The organism is Pedobacter sp. 01N310 (genome assembly GCF_056399805.1).
On record NZ_JBFTSB010000001.1, the window covers coordinates 674,189 to 700,130 of the forward strand.

Genomic DNA, 25,942 nt, shown 5'->3' on the forward strand with positions numbered 1-25,942 from the left:
ATTCCTAAAGTTATTAAAGTTTGTAGCCAATTACAATAAGCAGACAAGAGAATTAATGATAATTTAACCCAGGCTATTGGTAAACTTCATGCGAATACCGCTTTGAAAGTTCTGGATAATTTTAAAAATTTCGATTAAGGTTACTTTTTCAATTTTGGTTAAACTATCAATTTCGATAAAGTTATTGGGTGCCGCCTGATCATTGATAATCAGATTAGCCTGATGTTTCAATCTTAAGCCCATTAAATAATAATAAGACTGCGAAAGTTCGTTAAACTGCTCTTCACTAAAAACACCAAGTTCTCTTAAGGCCTTTAAACGTTCGCCCGTATTCTCTTTTTGGAAAATCCTGTTCTGTAAAGCATAAACCCTTGCCAGATCTACAATAGGGGTCATGGCTGTTTTAATATCGAATACCTCTTTTTTATGGATTTTTTGTGTTCTTATATTTCTAAAATAGGTGAGCGGTGGCTCATAGAGTAAGGCATTTTTGGCCAGATATACGTAGAATTTTTCGATGGGTTTCTGCAGTTCTTCATCAACAAAAGCACGTAAGCTTTCCATAATGGTTAAATCGCCATAGATGGCCCTGCAATCAAAAAATGCAGCAAATTTTACGGCAGCTTCTGGTAAAGCTTCTTCTATCCAGTTTTTATAATTGTATTTCCAGTGCGATAGTGAATGCGTCCAGTTTGGGTTAGTGGCCATATAATCGCCATCGCAGTATACAAAACCAACAAAATTTAATTTATCCGAAACCTGGGTAGCCATATCTAGAAAATAAGAACGTACAGCCGCTCTTTTATCTTCTCCGGTATCTTCATAAATAATGGCATTGTCCTGATCGGTTTTTAAGCTAAGCTCTTTTCTGCCTTCACTACCCAAAACCATAAATACAAATTTTGCAGGTGGCGGACCAAGTTTAGCAATTACCTCTTCAATAATTTTAAAGGAAATGGTATCGGCAATAGTTGTTACCACCTCATTTACAATTTTCGAATGTACACCTCTAGCCAATAATTGCGATACAATGCCTGGTACTTTTTGCCATTTTAATTTTAGATCGCCGGTATTCACAGCAGATTTAACAGATTGGATAAAAACCAATGGAGATTCTGCCTGCTCGCTTAAAAGGCGGTTCCTGCTTAAAAAGCCAACATAATTACCATTGTCGTTTACCAGTAAATAGCGCGACTTTTTGCTGAACATCATCAATATCGCCTCATACACATAAGCATCCGGAGTTATGGTAACAATATTGGTATCCATAACTTCGTCAATAGGCAAATTTGAATTCAGTTGTTTGGCAATTACATTATCCCTTAAAGTAATATCGGTTACGAAGCCCAGATAAACATCCTGATCATTTTTAATAAAGAGGCAACTGGTTTTCTGTTCTGACATTTTAATTGCAGCTTCAAAAATAGGTGTGCCTGGGCTGCAACTTACTATCTTTTTAAAAGTAATGTCTCCAATACGAGCGGTATAAATTTGATCGGCTAGTTTATCTTCCATTAAAAAATCCCTGTAAAATTCTTTTAAATGAAAATTCTTTTGTCTTTTTCTTTTCCAGGTTAAAAGTATGCTCCTGATGGTAGGCTGAAGTTAAGCTAATTTTGCCTGTTTTTAAAAGATGAAAGAAAATCTTTGCGGTGTTTAGTGTATCAGATAAAGCATTGTGCGTATTTTCGGGTGCTTCATTAAATAAAATGGTATAAAATTTATCCAGCTTTAAATGACTGATTACCGTATTGGTGATGTAAGGTGCGCTTGCCTTCATCGTACAGAAAAAAGCCAGGTTTTTAAATATATTTTCCTTTCCGATGCGGTATAATTCAACATTCACCATATGATAATCGAGCTCAATAAAATGTCCGATCACTAAAGGCTTGTATTTTTCTATATCTTCAGAAAACTGTAACATCACTTTTTCTTTGTTTTCGCCATGTGTATGCAGATATTCAGGGGTAATTTTGTGGATTTTTAATGCAGCCTTATCAATAGTGAAATCTATATTTTTTATGTAGTGATTCTCCCGCTTAATTTCCTGATAAAATTGATCATAAATAATCCAGGCAATTTGGACAATATGAGGCCAGTTCTTTTCTTTAGAATAAGGCGCCGTCCAATTTTTAGGCAGACCTGAAGTTTCGGTATCAACAACGAGGAAGTATTCTTGCAATTTTAACGTGGTTAGATGAACTATTTCAAAGGTAATTATTTAACAATATAAACTGTAATTATTCATATATCCTTTAATAAGGGCGATTGTTAAATAAAGTGTTTTTTTATTTGTTAAAGTGAAAGATTAACACTTATTTGGTGTTAAAATTCAATTAAAATATGCGCTCTCTATTATTTAGCTCCTTAGCCTGTTTATTGTGCCTTGGTTCTGCTTTTGCCCAGGAAAAGCTCGGAGAAAACATGCATTTCAAAAAACTTGATAACGGTTTAGAAGTGCTGGTTGTTGTAGACCGGACAGTGCCACTGGTTACCATCGAAATGGCCTGCAGAAATGGTTCTTTTACTGAAACCGACGAATTTAACGGCTTAAGTCATCTTTACGAGCATTTATTCTTTAAGGCTAACAAGGATTATCCCGATTTCGAACGTTTAAATTCGAGAATGAACGATCTGGATATCAATTCGAATGCCACTACGCGGGAAGAAGTGGTTAATTATTTTTTTACCCTTCCTGCTGCTAATTTAAAACCCGGATTAAGTTTAATGAATTCCTCAATCCGTTATCCAAAATTCATAAAAGAAGATATGGCTTTGGAAAATGAAGTGGTAAATGCCGAATTTACAAGACACGAATCGAGTCCGGTATTTGCTTTGATAGAGGCCAATTCGCGACATATGTGGGGTGCAAATTATTCCCGCAAAAATGTAATTGGTAGCCACGAGGTAATTTTATCAGCTTCTCCATCAAAAATGGATTCCATTAAAAATAAATATTATTGGCCAAATAATTCAGTTCTGGTAATTGCTGGTGATGTTAAAGTTGATGAAGCTTTTAGTTATGTAAATTCTGTTTTTGGAAGCTGGAAACGATCGCCGGTTGATCCTTTTGTGAAATGGCCAATACCTGAGTTTAAGCCGCTTCAAAAAAACGATTATTATTTTGTAGAATCGAATAAAAGCCCTGTTCCGTTTATGCTGTTTAGCTGGCATGGTCCAGATACCAGAAACGATATTCCGGCCACTTATGCTGCTGATGTTTTTTCTTTTATTGTGAATCAAAACGGTTCTAAAATGAAACAGGCGCTTATTAATTCAGGATTAGCCCAACAGGCTGATGTGAATTATTATACGCAAAAATATACAGGCCCAATTAGTTTAATGGTGAGTCCTAATCCGGCAAAAATAAATGAATGTTACCAGGAGGTGCTGAAGCAAATTTCGCTTTGGGCCAATGAAGATTATTTATCTGATCTGCAGATTGAAAGAGCCAAAAGACTATTATCTATAGAACAGGTAGAAAGGAGAGAGGTTACTTCTGATTATGCACATTTACTTTCCTTCTGGTGGGCTTCGGCATCGATTGATTATTATACCCATTATGAAGAAAATGTAAATAAAGTAACAAGAAAGGATTTACTTGATTATGTACGCAAGTATATTAAAGATAAACCTTATTGCGCTGGCCTAATGATGGATAAAGCAGGTATGAATGAAGTGAAGCCAGAAACATTTTTTAAATCACCCAAATAACCTAACGCTCGATGAAAAGATTCATATTTTTTATAAACTTTATCTTAGTTTTTCATATTGCCAACGCGCAAACCAAAGCCATTTCATTTGATGTAAACGGTTTAAAGGTGATTTTAAAACCTACCCAGAAGGAAACAGTTAGTATGAGCATGTTTTTTAAAGGTGGCGTAATGAATTATAATGCGGAAAGGGCAGGAATTGAAAATCTGGCTTTAGCATCTGCCGCTACCTGTGGTACTAAAAATTATAGCGTTGTCGATTATCAGGAGTTGGCTGATGAATATGGTATTGATATTTCTGGTTCATCTACAACTGATTATGGTACCATTAGCATGGACTGTATTTCTAAGTATCTTGATCAAGGCTGGAAGCTTTTTTCGGATGCTGTAATTAATCCGGCTTTTGATAAAACAGAGTTTCAAACGACTAAAGAACGTATGATTACGGGTATTTATCATAGTCAATCTGATCCTGAAACAAGGATTGAGCAATTGAGCATGGAAAGTATGTTTAAAGATTCGCCTTATAGCACTAATCCTTTGGGCACAAGCAAAACTGTTGGTGGTTTTACTGCCGAAATGGTTAGTAATTATTATCATAACGAATTGTTGAATAAGAATAAAATGTTTTTGGTCGTAGCTGGGAACATCACAAAAGAAGAACTTGAAAAGAAGATTCAAGCTTCTTTCAGCGCGCTTAAAGGAAAAGTTTATACGCCACCAGTTTACGATCGTAAAACTTTAACAGGGGAGCATCTGGTAATCGAACAAAGAGATATTGCCACGAATTACATGAGTTGCATTATGAATGCCCCAACCATGACGAATGCCGATTATTATGCTTTTGTACTAACCATTAACGCATTAAGTGGCACTATGAATTATGAACTGAGAACTAAACTTGGTTTATCATATGCACCAGGAGCAACCGTTAAGGTGCAACAGATTCCATATACCTCTATGTTTGTAAGTACCACTCAACCCAAAAAAGCTTTTAAAGCAATGATTACGGTATACAACAATATTAAAGAAGGGAAGTATGGTGAACGTTATCTTGAGGCATTAAAAAAAGAACATCGGGATAGATACTACAGGCATCAGGAAAGCGCAAGTTCGATTGTGAAAGATTTGGGTGAAGCTGAAGTACTTGGCGATTATAGTATTACCGAGAATATGGTAGCTAATATTAACAAGGTAAGCTTGCAGAATATGAAAGATTCTTTCGGAAAATATTTAAAAGGTGCCATTTGGATATACCTAGGTGATGAACAGGTAGGTAGGGCAGCTTTTCAGTAATAGCATTCGTCATTGTGCGAGGAGGAACGACGAAGCAATCTTATAAGATGAATTAAAAGATTGCTTCGTCGGTTGAAAAAACCTTCTCGCAATGACGATAAAGAGGATGCGCTTTATTTACCAATCAACAAAAAGGCCACAGCAGCTAATACAGCGCCTATTATCGGTCCGACAATAGGTACCCAGGCATAACTCCAGTCGCTACTTCCTTTTCCTTTCATTGGGATTAAAAAGTGAATAATCCGAGGGCCCAAATCTCTTGCCGGATTAATAGCATATCCGGTTGTTCCACCTAAAGCCAAACCAATTACCCACACCAAAAACGCTACCGGGATTGCGCCCATTGAGCCTAATCCAATAGGGGTAACCGTTTCTTTAGTGCCCATACTCGCATCAGTAAAATAAAAGATCACAAATATTAAAACGAAAGTGCCTATAATTTCTGACACCAAATTTGACGACATATTTCTGATGGCTGGAGCGGTTGCAAAAGGAGCAGCCTTTAAACCTTGGTCATCTGTAGCATCAAAATGATCTTTGTAAATAAGCCAAACCAGGAAAGATCCTGTCATGGCACCAGCCAGTTGTGCAATAATATAAAATGGCACCAATGCCCAGCTGAATCCCTTCCCGATTGCAAGTCCGAGGGTTACAATTGGATTTAAGTGCGCCCCACTGTACGGGCCGGCAACAACAACCCCTACAAATACGGCAAGTGCCCAGGCGGTTGTAATTACAATCCAACCACTATCGTTGCCTTTAGTACCTTTAAGTACTACGTTAGCCACTACACCATTTCCTAAAAGAATCATTAGTGCAGTACCAATAAATTCTGCGAGATATACATTCATATAATTAAATTCTTATCCGATTAAAATTGTTCAATTAGTCTTCTGCATTTACCCTGGCTGCTTTTATAGCCCTATTCCAGCCCTTTATTCTTTCGGTATTATCAATTCCTTCCTCAGCAACAAAAGTTCTGTTGATTTTCCATTGCGAGCGGATCTGATCTATACTTTTCCAGAAACCAGTGGCTAATCCGGCGAGGTATGCAGCACCAATAGCGGTAACTTCGGTTACATCGGGTCTGATTACTTTACAGTTTAACAGATCGGCCTGAAACTGCATCAATAAATCGTTAGCTGTAGCACCACCATCTACCCTTAATTCGGCAATATTTACGCCTGCATCTGCTTCCATAGCTTTCAAAACATCCATGGTTTGATAGGCAATACTTTCTAAGGCTGCCCTTGCAATATGCGATTTGTTTGTACCTCGGGTTAATCCTGTTATGGTACCACGGGCATGCTGGTCCCAGTGTGGAGCACCTAAACCTGCAAAAGCAGGAACAACATAAACCCCATCGGTATCTTTTACTTTTTTAGCTAATGTTTCCACATCTGCTGATTTAGAAATGAGCCCCATTTCATCGCGAAGCCACTGTACCACCGCACCACCAATAAAAATACTCCCTTCTAAAGCGTAATCTACCTCACCATTAATCTGCCAGGCAATAGTGGTTAATAGATTATTGGCTGATATTTTTGGCTTCGACCCGATATTCATTAGCATAAAACAGCCAGTACCATAAGTGTTTTTTACCATCCCGATCTCGGTGCACATTTGCCCGAATAAAGCAGATTGCTGATCGCCGGCTATCCCTGCAATAGGAATTTTTGCTGCCAGTATGCGTCCTGCGGTTTCACCATAAACTTCACTTGATGATTTTACTTCAGGAAGCATGGCTTTCGGTATCGAAAAAAGCTCAAGCAATTCATCGTCCCAGCTTAAAGTGTGGATGTTATAGAGCATCGTTCGTGATGCATTACTGACATCGGTTACATGTTTTTCGCCTGCTGTTAATTTCCAGATTAACCAGGTATCGATGGTTCCGAAAGCAAGTTTTCCGGCTTCCGCTTTTTCCCTTGCCCCGGCAACATTTTCTAAGATCCACCTGGCCTTAGTAGCCGAGAAATAAGAGTCTATAATCAGACCCGTTTTTTCCTGTATTTTATTGGCCAGCCCTTGTGCTTTAATTTCATCACAATAGGCAGAAGTACGCCTGTCCTGCCAAACAATGGCATTGTAAATTGGTTGTCCGGTTTCTTTATCCCAAACCACAGTGGTTTCTCGCTGATTGGTAATGCCAATAGAATCGATATCGCCTACGGTTAAGCCTGCTTTAACGATCACTTCTGTTACAACCGCCAACTGTGTCGACCAGATTTCCATTGGATCGTGCTCTACCCAGCCGGCTTTGGGATAAATCTGTGTGAATTCTCGTTGTGCAATGGCAACAATTTCGCCATTGTGATTAAAAATAATTGCTCTCGAACTTGTGGTTCCCTGATCGATAGACAAGATGTATTTACTCATAATTAGGAATTTGGTTAATTGGCTAAAGCCGATTCGGTTATTTTAGGTGTTGAATGATAAATATAACCATCGGCTAATTTATTAAAAGTTTCGATTTGGTTAGTTTCCCAGTTTTTATCAGCAGATAATTCTTTGGCCAGGAGCGAAGCTACCCTGGGTGCCATATCTTTGGCCGCTTGTGCATTAATAAACAAGATCCTTAATCTCCTGCTTAAAATATCTTCTACTGTTTCGGCCATTTCGTTTCGTGCAGACCAAATTACCTCAGCTTCTGTATAAGGGAATGCAGGATGTAATTTATTGCCAAGACTTGGATCTTGCGTAATTAATGCTTCAATTTTACTGCGATCCGATCCATAGATAGCCAAATGACTATCTGTTGTAGTGGTTAAACTACCATGTATGCTTAAATTTTGGGTTACGCATGCTTTCGATTCTAAACCAGCATGAGTAATGGCTAAATCAACCGTTTCTTCTGCCATTCGGCGATAGGTGGTCCATTTACCACCAGTAATGGTAATTAATCCCTTTGCAGAAACAATAAGTTTATGGTCTCTGCTAATTTCTTTTGTACTATTTCCATCTCCGTTGGTTGGAGCGGCCAATGGGCGCAAACCTGAGAATACACTTAAGATATCTTTTTCCATGGGCTTGCGGTTAAAATAACTCGCCGCTGTACTCATAATAAAATCTACCTCTTCTTTTAATGCTCTGGGTTCTAAACTATGTTCGTTTAARGGGGTGTCTGTTGTACCTACCAGTAAATGTTCGTGCCATGGAACGGCAAATAGAACACGTCCATCAGAGGTTTTTGGTATCATTAAAGCCGATTCACTATTTAAAAAACTTTTGTCTAGCACCACATGTACACCTTGGCTAGGGCGTACCATTTTTTTTGAATTCGGGTTATTCATTTGCAGGATGTCATCCACAAACACGCCTGTTGCATTAATTACTATTTTGCCAGTATATTTAGCTGTTATCCCGGTTATGGTGTCTTCTGTTTCAATGCCCGTAACTACGTCGCCACTTTTTAACAAGCCGGTTACCTTTGTATAGTTCAATAATGAAGCGCCGTTTTCAACAGCAGTTTGTGCAATGTTTATCGCTAAACGGGCGTCATCAAACTTTCCATCGTAATACCTGATGCTTCCTTTTAATCCCTTTTCTTTAATGCCAGGCATCATGGTTAAGGTTTCTTTTTTAGAGAAAAACTTAGATTTGCCGAAGCTATATTTGCCTGCTAACCAATCGTAAAGCGTAAGTCCGGTTAAATATTTTATAACAGAGAACCAATCGTAACAGGGAATCAGAAATTCTTCTTTATTTACCAGGTGCTTTGCGTTTTGTTGTAATAAACCACGTTCTTTTAAGGCATGTTTAACTAAACCGATATCTCCTTGTGCAAGATAGCGAACACCACCATGTACCAGTTTAGTACTCCGGCTGGATGTTCCTTTGGCAAAATCAGATTGTTCTACCAATAAAGTTTTAAAGCCCCGGCTCGCAGCATCCAATGCAGTACCCAAACCTGTGGCACCTCCGCCAATAATAATGAAGTCCCAATTTATGTCTTCTGTTAGGTGATGCTGGTGTAATCTTCCCATTTAGATTTATAAAAATAATAAAACGAAACAATACGCAATTATAAGAAATCATAATCGAAATAATATAATATGTGTGTTAAAAATTTATTAAATATTTGTGCAAAATATTTTAAAGAATGTTTTTATTGTTAATTTGCAGCACGCTAATTAAATATACTATGATGAATTTGGCTGAGAGGCACCAGTTTATATTAAGTCGCCTGCAACGTGATCAATACATAAATGTAGTCGATTTATGTAAGGAGTTGAAAGTTTCGTCTGTAACAATAAGAAAGGACTTAAAACTACTTGAAGATAAGAGCCTATTGTTTAGGACCCACGGTGGGGCTACTGTAAACAATCCATATACGGTAGACCGTCCGGTTAATGAGAAAGAGAAAATACAATCTACAGAAAAGAACAAAATAGGTATTGCGGCTGCTGCATTGTTAAATGACAATGATTCTATCGTTATTGCATCAGGTACTACAGTGCTTTATTTTGCCAAGAATATTGCGCCAGCAACAAATTTAACCGTTGTAACTTCTGCATTAAATGTAGCCCTCGAATTAATGCGCGAACCTAGTATTGAAGTAATACAATTGGGCGGATTGCTTAGGAAAAGTTCTTCATCGGTAATGGGTGCTTATGCAGAACAGGTTTTGCAGGATTTTTATTTTAATAAACTATTTCTAGGTGTTGATGGGATTGATCTTGATTTTGGAATAACTACTACTAACGCCATGGAAGCACATTTAAACCGCAAAATGATTGGTGCATCACAAAAAACGATTGTACTTGCCGATTCTACTAAATTTGGGAAAAGAGGCTTTGGAAAGATATGTGGATTAGAAGAAATTGATCATATTATTACCGATAAAGGAATTTCTGAACAAATTGTTAAACATTTGGAGAGTTTAGGTGTTACTGTTACTATCGTATAGCGCATTCCACGCGAACGGTATAATCCAAACATTATAATTTGAACATGGAAAGAAAACGAATACACATTTTAGAGGATGATCAAGAGATCAGAAACGTTATTGAAATTCTATTAAAAGATGAGGGTTTCGAATTGCAGCTTTCATCATCATTTGCTGAGTTAAAGAAAAATATCCAGGATGCAATGCCTGATCTTTTTTTACTTGATGTAATGTTACCAGATGGAAACGGAGCAGAAATTTGTGAAGATTTAAAAACAGATATTTTTACCAAACACATCCCAATTATCGTAATGTCTGCACAGAATAATAGCGAACAGAAAGCTATTGATGCATTTGCTGATGATTATATCAGTAAACCTTTTGATATTTATGATGTTTTAGAGCGTATTAATGCGCATCTGAAACGAAGCGCTGAAAATAAAACAAAAGTTTAATTAAAAATTAAGCCTAATAAAAAAGGGAAACATTAACGTTTCCCTTTTTTTTATGGATAGCGTTTATTAGGTCTGTTTTACATCTTGCGCTTTGTTAAACATCACAAAACGTTTAGAATCGCCAACGCGTTGAGGTACTGTTGCATTTGAAACAATGGCGTAATCTTCAGTATTCTTGTTTATAAAAACGCCTGCGCCAATAATGTTGTGGCTGCCAATAACAATATCTTCTTTTACAGCAGAATTAATTCCTAAAAAAGAATTATTACCAATGGTTACATTTCCTGCCAGGATATTGCCCGATAACAGAACATTGTTTTCTATCGTAGCGTGATGACCAATCCGCGCGCCGATAAGCATACAATTATTACCAATGCTTACAAAAGGCTGTATGTCGCAGCACTGATCGATAAAAGTATTGTGTCCAAATACCAAGTCGGGCCACACGTTGGCTTTCGATGAAATATAATTTGCAAAACTATAGCCCGATTCGCCCACCCTGTGGTACACGCTTTCCCTGGCACTGTTTCTACCAATGGCAATATGCATTTTATGGGTTTCTGGGGGGAAATCTTTAATCACTTGGGTGAGACTTAAAATGGGTAATCCTAATAGCATACTTCCTGCAGGAGGTACATACGCATCATCAACACAAAAGGCAACAACATTATAGTCGCTGTCATTCATAAAGGAGTAACAAATAAACTCAGCCATTTTTCCAGTTCCATAAATAATAACTTTCATATTTAATTCTTGTTTTTAGGTTTCTAACGAATTTATGCATAAAACAGGCTTTTAAACCTTTTTAAAGCATACTGTACATATTTTGCTAATTCCTGTTTACAGCTTTCACAGTTGCGCATTTTTTTACTTTTTGCGCTGCTTTAAAGGGATATTGCTTTTATGTTAATCGTTTTATCTGATTTGATCGCCAATAACATATCGCTGTTAAGGAAAACTCAATCGTGTTAAGCAGAATGTATTTTTAAACAATTAAAAATGTGTTGTAAAACAGCTTGCACAGAAATATGCGAAGCATGGCTTGTTCACTACCTGGTTAGGAAAAAATAATAGGTTAAGCAGTAAATCTAGCCTTGGTAATCGGCAGCTTTTCTTTAAAATTTTATAAAATCATTTTATTCCCCCTATAAATTGTAGTATTAAATAGCTTTTTTAAATGTTAAAACATTTTCTGATGTTTTTTGAGTTTCACCGATTAAGATCTCACTAAAAAACAGGCTTTTTTGAGTAAAAATATAGGCCGAATATTATACAAGTTACGCGTTGTAAAATTTACAAATGATGTGCAATTTATGAGCACAGTATTTAAAATGCTGTGCATGCTGGTCATATTTTATACAATTTAAATACAACCCCAATCTGCCTATAAAACATTGACGCTTAATTGCATAGCTTAGTTCTCAATAAATCAAAACAAAAAACTAAACATTACTTAAGCTATGAAGAAAGTAATATTATTTATCGCAATATATACAAGCATTATCACCGGATGCGCTCCCAGAAGAGATCTTGTATACTTTAGTAACCTGGCCAAACAAACTAGCGAAGTTAAGCTTCAAGGTCAGGAAGTTAAAATTCAGCAAAACGACCTTTTAAGTGTAAGCATAAACAGCTTAAATCAGGAGTCGAATGTTTTATTTGCTGTTAATACCAAAAATGCAGGCGCTGAAAACAATTATAAAGTAGAAGGTTACCGGGTAAGTAAGGATGGAATGATTAACCTGCCTGTTGTAGGTAACGTTCGCCTGGAAGGTTTAACCATTGAGCAGGCACAAACTACCATATCGAAAGAATTGGATAAATATGTAAAAAAACCGGTAGTTGACGTTCAGTTGGTCAATTTTAAAGTAACAGTAATTGGAGAAGTAAACCGGCCATCAACCTTCACTGTACAGGGAGATAATATTAACCTCTTAGAAGCATTAGGAATGGCGGGCGATATGACTGTTTATGGCAAAAGGGAAAATATTTTAGTGATCAGACAACAGGATGGTCAAAGGGTCATGAAAAGACTTAACCTGAACAATCAGGATGTGATGGATTCTCCATTCTTTTATCTGAAACAAAACGATGTCGTATATGTAGAGCCTGATAAATCAAAAGCGATTGAATACAGTCCCAATACACGCATTATGCCAGTGGTAATTGCTTCTATATCAGCAGTTGCAGTATTAATCACAGCTGTTCTTCGTCGATAAACGTCTCTTAAAACATTATATCATGCTTAAACAAAGTACAAATGGTGGCGCAAAAGATTTTGCAGAAACTATGACAAGATTTGCCAGAAACTGGCACTATTTCTTAATCAGTATCATTATTTCTATGGCTGCCGTATATGCTTTTCTATACGTTACCCCACCAAAATATAAAGTGAGCAGCACACTTTTAATCTCTGATGATAAAAATGGTGCAGCAATGTCTAATAGTACCGCTTTTAGTGATCTTAATATGTTTCAAACGGTTAAAACGGTTGATAATGAAATTGAGATCTTAAGATCGAGAGATCTGATTTTTAAAGTATTGAAAAAACTAAATCTAGAAACTGCCTACTTTAAAAAAGAAGGGATTAGAGAAAAAGAGCTTTACGGAAAAACGTCTCCACTTGTAGTTACTGCTATCAGTTTAAAAAATGGTGCTTACGGAAGAAAAATTAACGTTTCTTATCTGGATGAAATCTCTTACATCATTCAGGATAGCTTAAAAACAAATATTGTAAAGTATGGCGATACCATTAATACCAAAAACTACGCGATTAAAATAGATAAGGGACCAGCATATAAAACCGAATTTGGTAAAATTAGACTTCAGTTTAAAAACTTATATAAAATGACCGAGGCTTATAACCTGGTTTCATTAAAAATAGTTCCGGTTGTTAAAGATGCCAATACCATTACCATTAGTTTGAACGATGTGGTTCCTCAGCGGGGAATTGATATTCTTAACGATCTGATCGAAACTTATAACATCAATAACGTTAATAATAAAAATACCATTGCCCGTAATACCATTAAATTTATCGATAACCGCCTAAAATACCTGGTTGCAGATCTTACAGGTACTGAAGAGGACGTAGAAAACTACAAACAACAAAATCGTGTTACCGATGTTAATATGGATGCGCAGATGAATGCTGCACGTTCAGGAGAGTATAATCAGTTACTTGAAACATCATCAGTGCAGCTGAGGATATTACGGTCTATCGAAAATTATTTCAGAGGCAAACAAAGCCAATATAACCTGGCGCCAAGTGCAATGGGCTTAAAAGACCCGATTTTGAATTCGTTGATTTCAAAATTTAACGATCTTCAACTGGAAAGAAATAGGATGTTACGTACCGCTAATGCAGAAAATCCTTTGGTACTCAACCTTAACGAGCAGATAGCAACCTTAAAAACCAATATCTTAGAAAACTTATCTAGTATTAAACAAGGTTTCGTTATTGAAAGAAACAACCTGAGCGCCAACTACTCTCAATTCGATAATAAAATTAAATCTGTACCTACTATAGAGCGTGGCTTATTAGAAAGAAGCCGTGAACAAAGTGTAAAATCGGGTTTATATAAGTATTTGCTGCAAAAAAGAGAGGAAACTGCATTATCGCTTTCTGCAACCGTTCCTACTTCACAGGTGGTAGATAAACCGGCTTACAACACTATTCCTAATAGCCCTAAACAACCACTTTTATATCTGTGTGGATTCATTTTTGGTTTTTTTGTTCCAGCTGGAGTAATTTACGCAAAAGGATTTTTCAACAATAAGGTACAGGATGCCAGTACTATTGAGTTAACCGGCGCCAAAATGCTTGGTGAACTTTCTCATAACCTGGATAAAAGCACCATTGTTTTTCAAAAAGACAACCGTTCTACCATATCAGAGTTGTTTAGGTATATCAGAATGAATTTAGGGCTGATGTCTAACAATATCGAGAATAAGGTAATGTTGGTTACTTCGAGTATGAAAGGAGAGGGTAAAACATTCTTTAGTGTAAATCTGGCTACTACCTTAGGCATGCTTGATAAAAAAGTTGTTGTACTGGAGTTCGATCTAAGAAAACCTGACCTCTTGAATAAAGTTGGTTTAAAACAAACTAACGGTTTAACCGATTATTTAATTGGTGAGTCTGTGTTAGATGATATTATTAAACCTACCAGTGTTTCAGATAATATCTGGGTTATAGGATGCGGTCAATCGCCTGAAAACCCTGCAGAAGTAATGATGAGTCCTAAGATGGATCTATTGTTTAATGAACTGAAAGAAAGGTTCGATTACATCATTATCGATACTTCGCCGGTTGGCCAGGTGGCTGATGCCTTTAGTTTGGCAGAATATGCCGATGTAAGCATTTACCTGGTGCGGTATAATTACACCAATAAATACCAGCTCGCCATATTGAAAGATATTTGCGAAAACAATAAGCTTAAAAATCCGATGGTTGTTTTTAACGATGCCAAACGGGAGAAAAGCCAGAAATACAGCTACGGTGGTTACGGTTATGCCATGGCAAACTAAAGTTAGCCGGTTTTTAAGAGAGAATACCAATACCCTTTACCAAATAAACGTCCCCAAACGATTTAATTCTGTTTACAAACAATAAGGCCTAGATGCATAAACTGTGCATCGATTAAAGGCATTAGCAGCTTGCAAACAACTCTCAATTAGATTGCCCTTTTGCCCAAAAAGCAAAATAACATTTGAAAATAAAAATTGTCATGTAAGTGATATAGCGAAGCTGTATCCAGTGAGCAAACAAATTTAGAATAGTGTTTAAACAGGTTAACTGTGTAAAGCGGTTAATTGGTTAGTCGGAAATACTAATTACAATTAACCGGTTCCTACAATTTAAACAATTAACCAATAATAGTCATGTAAGTGATATAGCGAAGCTGTATCAAATTACCTAAAAAATAAAACTATAACCTCATCAAAAAAATGGAATCTACAATTAACATCAAGCCCTCGTTCGCAAAAAAATGGTTTGTGATCTATACTCGCCCACGTTGGGAGAAAAAAGTTGACCGTTTGCTGCAAGAGCAAGGTTTCGAATCTTTTTGCCCTGTACGTAATGTAGAAAATCAATGGGCCGATAGAAAGAAAATAGTTAGTCTTCCGCTTTTTACCGGATATGTATTTGTGAAAATTGATGAGCGTGAAGGTTACAAAATCAGGTATACACTAGGTGTTTTAAACTTTATTAATTACATGGGTAAACCTGCAGTGGTTCGGGATAGTGAGATTGAAAAGTTGAAACACATTATGGATACCTACAATGATGTAGATGTAGTGAGTTTAACCGGTGTTTCCAAAGGAGACCGTGTTCGGATCAGTAATGGTCTCTTCCATAATCAGGAAGGAGAGGTGATCCAGATTCAAGGTAAGCATGTTTTAATGTCATTCGATCATTTAGACTGTGCTTTAGTTACCAGAGTGCCAATAAGCAACTTAACATTAACTGTAAATACGCAACAACATTATGTATAACGCTGAAGATAATCTGAAAATGACGGTAATTGGTCTTGGCTACGTTGGCTTACCGTTGGCAGTAGAGTTTGCAAAAAAATACAAGGTATTTGGCTTTGATATTAACCAGAGCAGGATAGCAGAATTAAAAGCTGGATACGACAATACATTGGAAGTTAATGAATCAGAATTGAATGAGGTTTTAACCTTCGAATGCACAACTTTAAAAGGCCTGTACTGTACCAATGAAATCGAAAAATTACGCAGCTCGTCGGTTTACATTGTTACAGTACCAACGCCTGTTGATAAAAATAACAGGCCAGATTTAACACCTTTAATTAAAGCGAGTTCAGTTGTGGCTAAGGTTTTAAAGAAGGGAGATATAGTGGTTTACGAATCAACCGTATATCCTGGTGTAACTGAAGACGAATGTGTACCCATTTTAGAAAAAGGATCTGGTTTGGTTTTCAATAAAGATTTTTTTGCTGGTTATTCTCCAGAGCGTATTAATCCTGGAGATAAACAACATACTGTTGCCAATATCTTAAAAATCACATCAGGTTCTACTCCCGAAGCTGCAGAAAAAATAGATGCGCTGTATCGTTCGGTAATTACTGCCGGAACTTATAAAGCTTCGTCTATTAAAGTAGCGGAAGCAGCAAAAGTAATTGAAAACGCCCAGCGCGATATCAATATTGCTTTTGTAAATGAACTAGCCATGATTTTTAACCAGATCGGTATCGATACTTCTGAGGTTTTAGCGGCAGCCGGAACCAAATGGAATTTCCTGAATTTTAAACCAGGTTTGGTTGGTGGACATTGTATTGGCGTAGATCCATATTATTTGGCTCAAAAAGCACAGGAAGCTGGCTATCACCCCGAAATTATTTTAGCCGGACGACGTGTAAACGATGGAATGGGTAAATATGTGGCTGATCAGATCATAAAAAAAATGATCGCTAAAAACATCCATATTGTGGGAGCAGAAGTGCTGGTGTTGGGCTTTACCTTTAAAGAAAACTGTCCTGATGTACGCAATACCAAAGTAATTGATATTGTAAGGCGGTTAGAAGAATACAAAGTTAAAGTAACCATTCACGATCCCTGGGCAAATGCTGATCAAGCCAAGCATAACTATGGCATTATCTGCGAAAATGGCTCATCAAAAACCAGAAAGTACGATGGAATTATACTGGCAGTAGCGCACGAAGCTTTTAATAGTTTAAATATCACAGCATTGCGTAAACCGGAATGTGTGGTGTACGATATAAAAGCAGTATTGCCACAATCATTAGAAACCGTTCGATTGTAAGGTCATGAGTTTAACATATAAAGCGCGATCGGGCATTATATGGTCGATCGGACAGCAGTTTAGTGTTAAATTCATAAACCTGTTCGTTACCATCATATTGGCCCGCTTATTAAGTCCTGCAGAATTTGGCTTAATTGCAATGCTCTCTATTTTTATCGCTGTTGGTAATTCCTTAATGGATAGCGGCTTAACATCGTCACTGATCCGCACAAGGATGGCGGGACAAAAGGATTTTTCTACCATATTTTTTTTTAACCTGTTTGGAAGCATCATTGTATATGGTGTTTTGTTCTTTGCAGCACCGCTAATAGCTGGTTTTTACAGGCAGCCAACACTTACAGATATTGTTAGGGTTTATGGATTAACCTTTTTAATCAATGCCTTTTTTAGTATTCAGAGTACTTTATTAACTAAGGAAATGAAATTTAAACTGCAAACGGTCATTCAGATACCTGCAGTAGTACTAGGCGGTTGTTTAGGTATTTACCTGGCAAAAAATGGTTATGGAACCTGGAGTTTAGTTTGGATGAGTTTGCTGAGTGCGAGTGTTTCTACCGTTTTACATTGGTTTTATTCAGACTGGCGACCACGACTGATTTTTAATAAAAAAAGCTTCAGAAAGCACTTTCATTTTGGTTACAAAATGACACTTTCTGGCCTGTTGGATGCCATTTATCAAAATTTATACACCGTTATTATAGGTCGCTTTTATGCGGCAGCCCAATTGGGCTTTTATGCCAGAGCAGATAGTTTAAGTCAGTTACCCATTGGGATTATTTCTACCGCAATTGGTAAAGTAACCTATCCTATGTTTTCGAACATCAGCAATGACGATGTAAAGCTTAAAATGGTTTACCGCAGGTTAATGCAGCAGGTGTTATTCTGGAATGCACCCATCCTGATTTTTTTAGCACTTATTGCCCAACCTTTAATCTCTTTGCTTTTAACCGATAAATGGCTGCCATCTGTACCTTATTTTCAGATTTTATGTATTGCGGGTATTCTATATCCGGTACACGCATATAACCTGAATATTTTAAAAGTTAAAGGTCAAAGTGGACAGTTCTTGAAATTAGAAATTATAAAAAAGGTGCTAAGTGTAATCGGAATTATCTGTGTAATTCCATTTGGCATCATGGGACTTCTATATTTTCAGCTCTTCTTTACTGTTTTCGCCTATTATATCAATTCAACATATAGTGGCAAATTAATCAATTACCCAATTAAAGAACAGCTTCATGATATTGTGCCTATTTTAATGTTATCCAGTCTGTTAGGTTTAGCTTGTTACTGCCTCGATACCTGGTGTTTAACACATTATCACATCAACAATATTTTGCGCATTGCTGGTATAAGCATCATCTATGGCAGTTTTTACCTCGGCATAAGTAGCAGCATCAAACTCGCTGCACTCCTTGATTTTAAACAATTAATCCTCAAACAATGATACCTGTAACCAAACCCTTTTTGCCTAAACAGGCAGATTTTAAAAGCTATGTAAGTAGCATTTGGGCCAGACAGTGGCTCACCAATAATGGTCCTTTGGTAAATGAACTGGAGTTGAAGTTGCAACAATACTTAGAGCTACCTCATTTATTATATGTAACCAATGGTACTATCGCATTACAGCTGGCCATACAGGCATTAGAAGTAAAAGGCGAAATTATTACCACACCGTTTTCTTTCGTGGCTACCACCAGCAGTATTGTTTGGCAAGGTTGCAAACCTGTTTTTGTTGATATAGATGAAGATACCCTTAACATAGATCCCAATAAAATTGAAGCGGCCATTACGTCTAATACCTCGGCAATTTTGGCTACACACGTTTTTGGAAACCCTTGTGATATTGAAGCGATAGACCGCATTGCAAAAAAACATGGACTAAAGGTAATTTATGATGCCGCCCATTGTTTTGGCACAAAATATAAAGGTAAATCGATCTTCGCTTATGGCGATGTAAGCACAACCAGCTTCCATGCAACTAAACTGTTTCATACCATTGAAGGTGGGGCTGTTTTTACTCAAAATCCTGATACTTTAAAGAGAATGGCGCTGATGCGTAATTTCGGTTATAGTGGGGTAGATACCTTTTCAGAGATTGGAACTAATGCTAAAAACTCCGAGTTTCACGCTGCAATGGGTCTTTGTAACCTAAAACATATCGATCAGATTTTAAGTAAACGCAAAGAGCTATCACAGCATTACGAAATGCGTTTAAACAAAATTGAAGCCCAGTTTCAGGTTATTCAGGCCGATACGGAATTTAATTACGCATACTATCCCGTAATATTCAGATCGGAAGAAATTATGCTCGATTGCATGAAACAGTTAGAACTGGTTCAGGTGTATTGTAGGCGATACTTTTACCCATCCTTATCGGCCTTGCCATACATTGCGAAGGTAAATATGCCGATCTGTGATTCTATTTCTAAACGCATTATGTGTTTGCCACTTTACCATACGTTAACCAGTGCCGATCAGGATTTAGTAGTCAGGATTATTTTGAGAACCCAGAATTACCGCAAAAAACAAGTGCTTAAACTCGCTGATTACAGTACCATGGTTAATGGCAGCATAGGCATGGCGGTTAACGGCAATTAATAGCAGCTTCTATTATGAAACAAGACGATACAGGTATAATGGTTAGCATTTTTTGCATCACTTATAACCACAGTAAATTTATTGCGAAAGCACTGGATGGATTTCTGATGCAGAAATGCAATTTTAATACAGAAATTATTATTGGAGACGATTGTTCTACAGATGGAACCACAGAGATTATCGATGAATATGTTGCCAAACATCCTGATAAAATTAAGCGTTTAAAAGCGCCAAAGAATATCGGTGCTACCCAAAACGTAATTCGGGTTGCGCTAGAAACCAAAGGTAAATACGTAGCCACATGCGATGGTGATGATTATTGGTTAGATCCATATAAACTGCAGAAACAGGTAGATTTTTTAGAAAATAATCCAGAATATGTAATGTGCTGCCATTATACACGCGAAATAAATTTTGATGATACTGAACTGTTTTACATGGATTTTAACCCTGTTCCCTTACAGTATAGCTTTAGCGATCTGATTGTAAACAGGCAAGTTGAAACCTGTACCGCAACTATTGTTTACCGCAACATTGAAGCCATTAGAAATCTTTATAAAAACGATTGGTTTTTGAAATGCAATGCCTGTGATAAACTGTTGAAACTCTATTGTACCTGGGTAACGGGTAAAAAAATATATGTTTTACCTGAAGTAATGAGCTGTTACAGGCGTCATCCCGGAGGGATTTGGAGTCCGGTTGCTTATATTCCATTAAAGAAGATGCAACTGAGTGATTTCTATATCATCATTAAAATCTTCACATATACTGGCTTACAGAAAGTTAAACTTTTGAACTTTTACCTCAGAAAATACTTCCTCTTCGAAGTGAAATATAAAACCTTTGGAAACGCTTTCCAGACCATTAAAACAATTGTAAACTAATTCGAAATGACTACTAAATTATGCTTCGTAATCAACAGTTTAGAAGGTGGCGGAGCTGAAAGGGTAATTAGTAATCTGGCTAATCATTTCAGTGAAAAAAAATGCAGTGTTACAATGATTTGCCTTAATACAGCTCAAGTTAAATATCAGATCAATAAACAGGTTAAAATTGTAAATCTTGTAGAAAGAAAAGAAAGTCAAAATCTCTTAAACAGGATTAGATATGCTTACTTAACTTTTTACCGGTTACTTTCTCTATTAAAGAAAGAAAAACCGGACTGTACCATTTGTTTTATGACATCGGCGAACGTGTGGGCAGGTTTATGTTGTATGATTTTAGGTTTGCCTTACCTGGTTTCAGAAAGAACGGCCCTAAATAGCACCATACAACAATACAACAAATTACTACAGTGGTTTATATTCCATATTTATAGAAAATCAAAAGCCATTGTGCTACCAGCATTTGGAATGTTTAAAGGATTTAAAAGGATTAAGCAATTCGAAAAACTGAATAATTTTGAAACCATCCATAATCCAATCAATCAGTTTATAAAGCCAAATAAAGATACCGTAAATGATAAAGCATTTATACTTTCTGTTGGAAGATTAACTCGCGAAAAAGGTTTCGATCTGCTTATTAATGCTTATAGCCGCTTGGAGTTATCCGATGTTGATCTTTTAATCTCGGGTGAAGGCCCTGAAAGAGAAAACCTCGAAAAGCAGATTACGGATTTAAATTTAACAGATAAAGTTAAATTGATCGGCTTTAAATCGAACCTGCAGGATTATTATGCGCAAGCAGAGGTTTTTGTGCTTTCTTCCAGAAATGAGGGCTATCCAAATGTATTGGTAGAAGCGATGGGAATGGGCTGTGCCTGTGTAGCAATGGACTGTGAGTTTGGTCCTTCAGAGATTATCGAACATGGAATTAACGGGCTTTTGGTGGCTAAAGAAGATATAGTAGGGCTTTCATTATCTATTGATAAGATACTTAATAACAGTAAGTTAAAAAATAAATTTTCAGCAAAAGCAAAATCGATCAACAAAACAAATTCTATTGAACTCATTTCTGCCAACTGGGAGCAACTCATCATGTCATGATTAAAAAAATAATGTTTCTCTTTTTGTTGTTTGCCTATGTTTATGCAACAACATTCAATATCTTCATGACTGGGGTCTTCAGAATTCCGGCACCAATAGTTTTCCTGGCGCCCTTAATCTATTTCTACCGGACAGAAGAAACAGGGTTTCTATATGGCAAAGAATTATTTATTTTCTTTATTGCCGCCCTGTTTTTTTATCTCATAGGTCAGGCAGATGTTACTGGTTTTTTTGCCTTATTAATTGTTGCTGCATGCTTTGCCTTGTTGTTCAACTATGTTATCGGTACGAATTTAAAACGGATGAACATCGCAGTCGGATTTTTCTTTGGTGTATTGCTGCTTTCCGGAATCATAATGTTTATCGATCACCAGTACAATATGGCGGCTATCCGTTCGCTTTTGGTGCAGGAAGACGTATTACAGGCACCAGCAGGGATATCGACCACTATTTTTACTTTCGGCTACCAGATGGCTGCTTTAACGCCATTTTTAGTTATTAATGCTCTACTGTTTAAACGAAGCTGGCTAATTAACCTTCTCTTATTTGGGTTATCGCTCTCTCTTATTTTCTTCGGTATGCAACGGTCGGTTTTGGTCGCTTTTGCAGTTGTAACCGGATTATTTTTTTTAAGCTATTATAAAGCCAAATCCATTTTAATATTCGGTGTGTTTTGCGCCATATTTTTTATCGCGCAAAGTTCAATTGAACAATTTTCCGAGGGGAAAAAACAACAGAATATTTTAAATAAAAGTGCCGAAAATGCGAAAGGTAAAGAAGAGCGTGGCGATTTAATGGGAGAGAACATCCAAATTATAACCGAATATCCTTTTGGGCTATTGTTTTATGGAAAAACCTGGAACGATGTAGTGCAACACAATTTTGTTTATAAAAAAGGGCCTATCGTAATTACATCCCATAATGCCTATTTAATGTTTATTACTTATTTGGGGCCTTTGCTGGGCTTTATTTTACTCATTTTATTATATCGAAAAGTAGGGAAGATCATTTTTTATGCTTTTCTGCACATCAAAGATAAGAAAAATGCGCTTCTGGTCTGTTTGAGCTGTTCTTTTTTGGCAATATCCATCAACTCATTTTTTCATAACGAATGGCTTTTGGCAACGAGCGGACCAACATTGTTCCTATACTTTGCCATTCTACAACTCTCCAAAATCAAAATGGTAGACCCCATTTTGGTTGAATACAATTAACACAAATAAATTGACGAATATGAATATCCCATTCTCTCCGCCCTTTATCGATCAATCTGTTGTTGATCAGGTATTGGAAACACTTAACGATAAATGGATTACTACAGGGCCAAAAGTAAAAGCCCTTGAATGTGAAATTAAAGCGATGACTGGAACTGATGAGGTGATCTGTGTAAATTCCTGGACATCGGGTGCTATTTTAATGTTAAAGTGGTTTGGTGTTAAAGCTGGCGACGAAGTAATTGTACCGGCATATACCTATAGTGCCACAGCATTAGCGGTGCTTCATTGCGGCGCAACTCCGGTTATGGTTGATGTGCTTGATGATTTTAATATCGATCCTGAAAAGGTTAAGGCTGCAATTACTACAAAAACCAAAGCTATAATTGCAGTAGATATTGCCGGCTGGCCGTGTGATTATGCTGCGCTAAAAGAATTGATTAATCATGTTGATGTTAAGAAAAAATTTAAATGTCAGTCAGATAAACAATTCTTACTTAAAAGAATATTGCTGATTTCGGACGCTGCACATTCAATAGGCAGTTTATATTACGATAAACCAGCGGCACAGCTGTGCGATGTAACGATATTTTCGTTTCATGCCGTTAAAAATATTACCACAGCCGAAGGAGGCGCGATCTGCTTAAACCTGCCAGCTGCATTTGATCCTCAGGAAGAATACAACTACTTAAAAATGTACACACTTAATGGTCAGAACAAAGATGCGCTTTCTAAATCAAGAGGTGCTGGCTGGAGGTACGACATCCTGTTTCAGGGACTAAAGATCAATATGCCTGATATCTGCGCTGCAATTGGTTTAGCACAGATCAGGAAATATAATCCAGATCTTTTACCTAAGCGTAAGAAAATTGCGCAGCATTACTGCGATGGCTTTCAGCACGAAGATTGGTTTATTGCCCCACCTTTAGTGAGTACGCAACGCGAATCCTGTTACCATCTTTTCCCCTTGAGGGTTAAAGGTTTAACCGAGATACAGCGAGATCAGATCATTGATGACCTGGCATCTTTGGGGATTGCGAGCAATGTGCATTTTATCCCGATGCCAATGCTTACGCTCTTTAAAAACCTGGGTTATAAAATTGAAGATTATCCAATGGCCTATCAGAATTATGCTTGTGAGATCTCTCTACCCATTTATCCACAATTAACAGATACAGAAGTAGAATTTATCATCACTTCCGTAATCAGCTGTGTGCATATTCAATTAAATAGCCATTCAGAAATTGAAGAAAGTGGCTTTTCAGGGCATAAACAAATGGCAGTAGCATCATGAAAATAAATAAAAAAAGAATATTCGATGTGGTTTTTGCAATGCTGTGTTTAGTGTTGTTCAGTCCGCTTTTAATCTTGATTGCCATCCTAATCAAGCTAGACTCGAAAGGTCCTGTTATTTTTAAACAGATCAGGGTTGGACGGAATATGAAAGATTTTCATTTGGCAAAGTTTCGAACCATGTATGTAATACAGGGTAACAATAGCTTACTCACCATCGGGAACAGGGATAACCGCATTACAAGGATAGGCTACTGGTTACGGAAATACAAGTTAGATGAATTGCCCCAGCTATTGAATGTTTTAAAAGGGCAGATGAGTTTTGTTGGACCAAGACCGGAAGTTAGAAAATACGTGAATCTTTACAATGAAGAACAACGTTACGTTTTATCCGTTAAACCGGGTATTACTGATTGGGCATCGGTTGAGTTCTGCAATGAAAATGAGCTGCTAAAACATGCCGAAGATCCTGAAACTTATTACATCGAAAGGATTATCCCCGCAAAAATTAAACAGAACATGAGGTATATCAATCACAATGATATCCTAACCGATTTTAAAATTATTTGGTTAACGATTAATAGGATTGTCATCAACTAAAATGATATGTACGCTCCACAAAAAACTATTAAAGAAGAAGTTAAGCTTAAAAAGAAAGTTTTCTTTGTACTCAGCTCATTAACTTCGGGCGGCTCAGAACGGGTGTTCTGGAATTTGGCCCAAGGATTTAACAAAGATAAGTTTGACGTGACCATTGTGATTTTAGATTCGACCGTGAATTGTTTCTCGATGGATCTGGAAGGTGTCCGTTTTATCGATTTAAAAACCAAAAAAGCATCTAAATCTTTTTTTGCGCTTTATAACTTACTAAAAAAAGAAGAACCCTATGCGGTTTTTTCTACAACCGATCACATCAATATTTTAGTCTCACTGGTTGGCAGGTTTTTAAAAATTCCGATGCTTATTGCTAGGGCGTCTAATATTCCGCACGAACAAAGATTGTTTGAAGGATTTAAGTCGAGGTTTTACGAGCTTTTTGCCAGCGCAAGTTATCGGGGCTACAAACAGATCGTTTGCCAATCAGAAGAAATGAAACAATCATTGATTGATACTTATAATGTCAATCAGGAGCTGATCAGGGTTATTGCCAATCCAGTATTGAAAACTAATAAGTTAAAGGAGGCTAAAACACCTGATAAAATTTATAAATTATTAGTTGTGGCCCGTTTTGCACTGGAAAAAGGCTTAGAACGGCTGGTTGATATTATGGCGCATTTGCCCGAAAATTATCATCTCGATTTCGTGGGAACAGGAGCACTAAAAGATCAGATTAACACTAAAATTAAGGACCTGCAGCTCGATCACAGACTTAAAATTTTAGGAGAGATTAAAAACATCCACGAGGTAATGGTTCAGCACGATTTAATGGTGTTGAGCTCTTATACAGAAGGTTTCCCGAATGTGGTTTTAGAAGCGCTTACCGTAGGCCTACCAGTAGTAACCTTTAGAGTGAGTGGCATTCCTGGATTAATTATCGATGGCTTTAACGGTTTTGTTTTAGAACAGGATGATCTGGCAGGCTTTAGGCGGCGAATTATCCAGGCCTGCACTCAAGGCCAATGGAACCCGGCTGAGATTAGGAGAAATGTATATCAGAAATGTGCGCTTGATAAAATCAGCGCTCAATATGAAGAATTAATTAGTTAACAA

Annotated in this window: 22 protein-coding genes; 16 read left to right on the forward strand and 6 right to left on the reverse strand. The window is 37.0% G+C overall.

Going from position 1 to position 25,942, the window contains the following annotated elements; all coding sequences use genetic code 11:
- Positions 1-63: 63 nt before the first annotated feature.
- Both AC1DNH_RS02445 and AC1DNH_RS02450 read right to left on the reverse strand, forming a co-directional pair.
- Positions 64-1,515 (reverse strand): DUF294 nucleotidyltransferase-like domain-containing protein, encoded by a 1,452-nt coding sequence (locus tag AC1DNH_RS02445; protein WP_477582056.1) that lies wholly within the window; start codon positions 1,513-1,515, stop codon positions 64-66.
- On the reverse strand, positions 1,505-2,182 hold the full coding sequence (locus tag AC1DNH_RS02450; protein WP_477582058.1) for a 3'-5' exonuclease: 678 nt from the start codon (positions 2,180-2,182) through the stop codon (positions 1,505-1,507). Before AC1DNH_RS02450 ends, AC1DNH_RS02445 begins: the two co-directional genes overlap by 11 nt.
- A 161-nt stretch (positions 2,183-2,343) precedes the next feature.
- On the opposite strand from AC1DNH_RS02450, the gene AC1DNH_RS02455 reads away from it, so the two are divergent.
- Complete coding sequence (locus AC1DNH_RS02455) at positions 2,344-3,714, forward strand: M16 family metallopeptidase (protein WP_477582059.1); 1,371 nt, start codon at positions 2,344-2,346, stop codon at positions 3,712-3,714.
- Between the two features lie 11 nt (positions 3,715-3,725).
- Positions 3,726-5,009 (forward strand): M16 family metallopeptidase, encoded by a 1,284-nt coding sequence (locus AC1DNH_RS02460; RefSeq protein WP_477582060.1) that lies wholly within the window; start codon positions 3,726-3,728, stop codon positions 5,007-5,009.
- A 113-nt stretch (positions 5,010-5,122) separates the two neighbouring features.
- On the opposite strand, the gene AC1DNH_RS02465 is transcribed toward AC1DNH_RS02460, so the two are convergent.
- The 3 genes from AC1DNH_RS02465 to AC1DNH_RS02475 are packed head-to-tail and all read right to left on the reverse strand — an operon-like array spanning position 5,123 to position 8,992.
- Complete coding sequence (locus AC1DNH_RS02465) at positions 5,123-5,860, reverse strand: MIP/aquaporin family protein (RefSeq protein ID WP_477582062.1); 738 nt, start codon at positions 5,858-5,860, stop codon at positions 5,123-5,125.
- Between the two features lie 34 nt (positions 5,861-5,894).
- Positions 5,895-7,385 (reverse strand): glycerol kinase GlpK, encoded by a 1,491-nt coding sequence (glpK, locus tag AC1DNH_RS02470; protein WP_477582064.1) that lies wholly within the window; start codon positions 7,383-7,385, stop codon positions 5,895-5,897.
- 14 nt (positions 7,386-7,399) lie between these two features.
- A complete protein-coding gene (locus AC1DNH_RS02475) occupies positions 7,400-8,992 on the reverse strand; it encodes a glycerol-3-phosphate dehydrogenase/oxidase (RefSeq protein ID WP_477625130.1) in 1,593 nt (530 codons plus the stop codon).
- Positions 8,993-9,150: 158 nt separating this feature from the next.
- Between AC1DNH_RS02475 and AC1DNH_RS02480 the strand changes: the two genes are divergently transcribed.
- The gene (locus AC1DNH_RS02480) at positions 9,151-9,915 is read left to right on the forward strand and encodes a DeoR/GlpR family DNA-binding transcription regulator (RefSeq protein ID WP_131029794.1); all 765 of its coding nucleotides are present in this window, start codon (positions 9,151-9,153) and stop codon (positions 9,913-9,915) included.
- A gap of 44 nt (positions 9,916-9,959) precedes the next feature.
- Complete coding sequence (locus AC1DNH_RS02485) at positions 9,960-10,349, forward strand: response regulator transcription factor (protein ID WP_477585608.1); 390 nt, start codon at positions 9,960-9,962, stop codon at positions 10,347-10,349.
- A 66-nt stretch (positions 10,350-10,415) separates the two neighbouring features.
- Here the strand turns inward: AC1DNH_RS02485 and AC1DNH_RS02490 are convergent, their stop codons facing one another.
- A complete protein-coding gene (locus AC1DNH_RS02490; RefSeq protein WP_477610148.1) occupies positions 10,416-11,093 on the reverse strand; it encodes an acetyltransferase in 678 nt (225 codons plus the stop codon).
- A gap of 716 nt (positions 11,094-11,809) precedes the next feature.
- Between AC1DNH_RS02490 and AC1DNH_RS02495 the strand changes: the two genes are divergently transcribed.
- The 12 genes from AC1DNH_RS02495 to AC1DNH_RS02550 all read left to right on the forward strand — a co-directional run bounded on the left by AC1DNH_RS02495 (position 11,810) and on the right by AC1DNH_RS02550 (position 25,939).
- Positions 11,810-12,568 carry a polysaccharide biosynthesis/export family protein gene (locus tag AC1DNH_RS02495; protein ID WP_477610150.1) on the forward strand — a complete coding sequence of 253 codons (759 nt, stop codon included), beginning with the start codon at positions 11,810-11,812 and terminating at the stop codon, positions 12,566-12,568.
- Between the two features lie 22 nt (positions 12,569-12,590).
- Entirely contained in the window at positions 12,591-14,879 is a 2,289-nt protein-coding gene (locus tag AC1DNH_RS02500; RefSeq protein ID WP_477625131.1) for a GumC family protein, read from the forward strand.
- A 420-nt stretch (positions 14,880-15,299) separates the two neighbouring features.
- Positions 15,300-15,848 (forward strand): UpxY family transcription antiterminator, encoded by a 549-nt coding sequence (locus tag AC1DNH_RS02505; protein WP_029276571.1) that lies wholly within the window; start codon positions 15,300-15,302, stop codon positions 15,846-15,848.
- Positions 15,841-17,139 (forward strand): nucleotide sugar dehydrogenase, encoded by a 1,299-nt coding sequence (locus AC1DNH_RS02510; protein ID WP_477584689.1) that lies wholly within the window; start codon positions 15,841-15,843, stop codon positions 17,137-17,139. The genes AC1DNH_RS02505 and AC1DNH_RS02510 overlap by 8 nt, the downstream gene beginning before the upstream one ends.
- A gap of 4 nt (positions 17,140-17,143) precedes the next feature.
- A complete protein-coding gene (locus AC1DNH_RS02515) occupies positions 17,144-18,586 on the forward strand; it encodes a lipopolysaccharide biosynthesis protein (RefSeq protein ID WP_477625132.1) in 1,443 nt (480 codons plus the stop codon).
- The gene (locus tag AC1DNH_RS02520; RefSeq protein WP_477581869.1) at positions 18,583-19,740 is read left to right on the forward strand and encodes a DegT/DnrJ/EryC1/StrS family aminotransferase; all 1,158 of its coding nucleotides are present in this window, start codon (positions 18,583-18,585) and stop codon (positions 19,738-19,740) included. Before AC1DNH_RS02515 ends, AC1DNH_RS02520 begins: the two co-directional genes overlap by 4 nt.
- Before the next feature lie 14 nt (positions 19,741-19,754).
- Positions 19,755-20,624 carry a glycosyltransferase gene (locus AC1DNH_RS02525; protein ID WP_477581871.1) on the forward strand — a complete coding sequence of 290 codons (870 nt, stop codon included), beginning with the start codon at positions 19,755-19,757 and terminating at the stop codon, positions 20,622-20,624.
- A 6-nt stretch (positions 20,625-20,630) separates the two neighbouring features.
- Positions 20,631-21,725 (forward strand): glycosyltransferase family 4 protein, encoded by a 1,095-nt coding sequence (locus tag AC1DNH_RS02530; RefSeq protein WP_477581873.1) that lies wholly within the window; start codon positions 20,631-20,633, stop codon positions 21,723-21,725.
- Positions 21,722-22,939 carry a hypothetical protein gene (locus tag AC1DNH_RS02535; RefSeq protein ID WP_477581874.1) on the forward strand — a complete coding sequence of 406 codons (1,218 nt, stop codon included), beginning with the start codon at positions 21,722-21,724 and terminating at the stop codon, positions 22,937-22,939. Before AC1DNH_RS02530 ends, AC1DNH_RS02535 begins: the two co-directional genes overlap by 4 nt.
- Positions 22,940-22,958: 19 nt before the next feature.
- Positions 22,959-24,233, forward strand: coding sequence for a DegT/DnrJ/EryC1/StrS family aminotransferase (locus AC1DNH_RS02540; RefSeq protein WP_477581876.1), 1,275 nt, complete (start codon positions 22,959-22,961; stop codon positions 24,231-24,233).
- Complete coding sequence (locus AC1DNH_RS02545; protein ID WP_477581878.1) at positions 24,230-24,832, forward strand: sugar transferase; 603 nt, start codon at positions 24,230-24,232, stop codon at positions 24,830-24,832. Before AC1DNH_RS02540 ends, AC1DNH_RS02545 begins: the two co-directional genes overlap by 4 nt.
- Positions 24,833-24,838: 6 nt before the next feature.
- On the forward strand, positions 24,839-25,939 hold the full coding sequence (locus tag AC1DNH_RS02550) for a glycosyltransferase (RefSeq protein WP_477581880.1): 1,101 nt from the start codon (positions 24,839-24,841) through the stop codon (positions 25,937-25,939).
- Positions 25,940-25,942 lie beyond the last annotated feature (3 nt).

Excerpts from the sequence above, each read along its gene's own strand:
- AC1DNH_RS02485 (WP_477585608.1), top strand. The coding sequence starts at position 9,960 with ATGGAAAGAAAACGAATACACATTTTAGAGGATGATCAAGAGATCAGA.
- AC1DNH_RS02465 (WP_477582062.1), bottom strand. The coding sequence starts at position 5,860 with ATGAATGTATATCTCGCAGAATTTATTGGTACTGCACTAATGATTCTT.
- AC1DNH_RS02455 (WP_477582059.1), top strand. The coding sequence starts at position 2,344 with ATGCGCTCTCTATTATTTAGCTCCTTAGCCTGTTTATTGTGCCTTGGT.
- AC1DNH_RS02505 (WP_029276571.1), top strand. The coding sequence starts at position 15,300 with ATGGAATCTACAATTAACATCAAGCCCTCGTTCGCAAAAAAATGGTTT.
- AC1DNH_RS02545 (WP_477581878.1), top strand. The coding sequence starts at position 24,230 with ATGAAAATAAATAAAAAAAGAATATTCGATGTGGTTTTTGCAATGCTG.
- AC1DNH_RS02495 (WP_477610150.1), top strand. The coding sequence starts at position 11,810 with ATGAAGAAAGTAATATTATTTATCGCAATATATACAAGCATTATCACC.
- AC1DNH_RS02520 (WP_477581869.1), top strand. The coding sequence starts at position 18,583 with ATGATACCTGTAACCAAACCCTTTTTGCCTAAACAGGCAGATTTTAAA.
- AC1DNH_RS02500 (WP_477625131.1), top strand. The coding sequence starts at position 12,591 with ATGCTTAAACAAAGTACAAATGGTGGCGCAAAAGATTTTGCAGAAACT.
- AC1DNH_RS02540 (WP_477581876.1), top strand. The coding sequence starts at position 22,959 with ATGAATATCCCATTCTCTCCGCCCTTTATCGATCAATCTGTTGTTGAT.
- glpK (WP_477582064.1), bottom strand. The coding sequence starts at position 7,385 with ATGAGTAAATACATCTTGTCTATCGATCAGGGAACCACAAGTTCGAGA.
- AC1DNH_RS02445 (WP_477582056.1), bottom strand. The coding sequence starts at position 1,515 with ATGGAAGATAAACTAGCCGATCAAATTTATACCGCTCGTATTGGAGAC.
- AC1DNH_RS02550 (WP_477581880.1), top strand. The coding sequence starts at position 24,839 with ATGTACGCTCCACAAAAAACTATTAAAGAAGAAGTTAAGCTTAAAAAG.
- AC1DNH_RS02490 (WP_477610148.1), bottom strand. The coding sequence starts at position 11,093 with ATGAAAGTTATTATTTATGGAACTGGAAAAATGGCTGAGTTTATTTGT.
- AC1DNH_RS02515 (WP_477625132.1), top strand. The coding sequence starts at position 17,144 with ATGAGTTTAACATATAAAGCGCGATCGGGCATTATATGGTCGATCGGA.
- AC1DNH_RS02480 (WP_131029794.1), top strand. The coding sequence starts at position 9,151 with ATGATGAATTTGGCTGAGAGGCACCAGTTTATATTAAGTCGCCTGCAA.
- AC1DNH_RS02530 (WP_477581873.1), top strand. The coding sequence starts at position 20,631 with ATGACTACTAAATTATGCTTCGTAATCAACAGTTTAGAAGGTGGCGGA.
- AC1DNH_RS02535 (WP_477581874.1), top strand. The coding sequence starts at position 21,722 with ATGATTAAAAAAATAATGTTTCTCTTTTTGTTGTTTGCCTATGTTTAT.
- AC1DNH_RS02460 (WP_477582060.1), top strand. The coding sequence starts at position 3,726 with ATGAAAAGATTCATATTTTTTATAAACTTTATCTTAGTTTTTCATATT.
- AC1DNH_RS02510 (WP_477584689.1), top strand. The coding sequence starts at position 15,841 with ATGTATAACGCTGAAGATAATCTGAAAATGACGGTAATTGGTCTTGGC.
- AC1DNH_RS02525 (WP_477581871.1), top strand. The coding sequence starts at position 19,755 with ATGAAACAAGACGATACAGGTATAATGGTTAGCATTTTTTGCATCACT.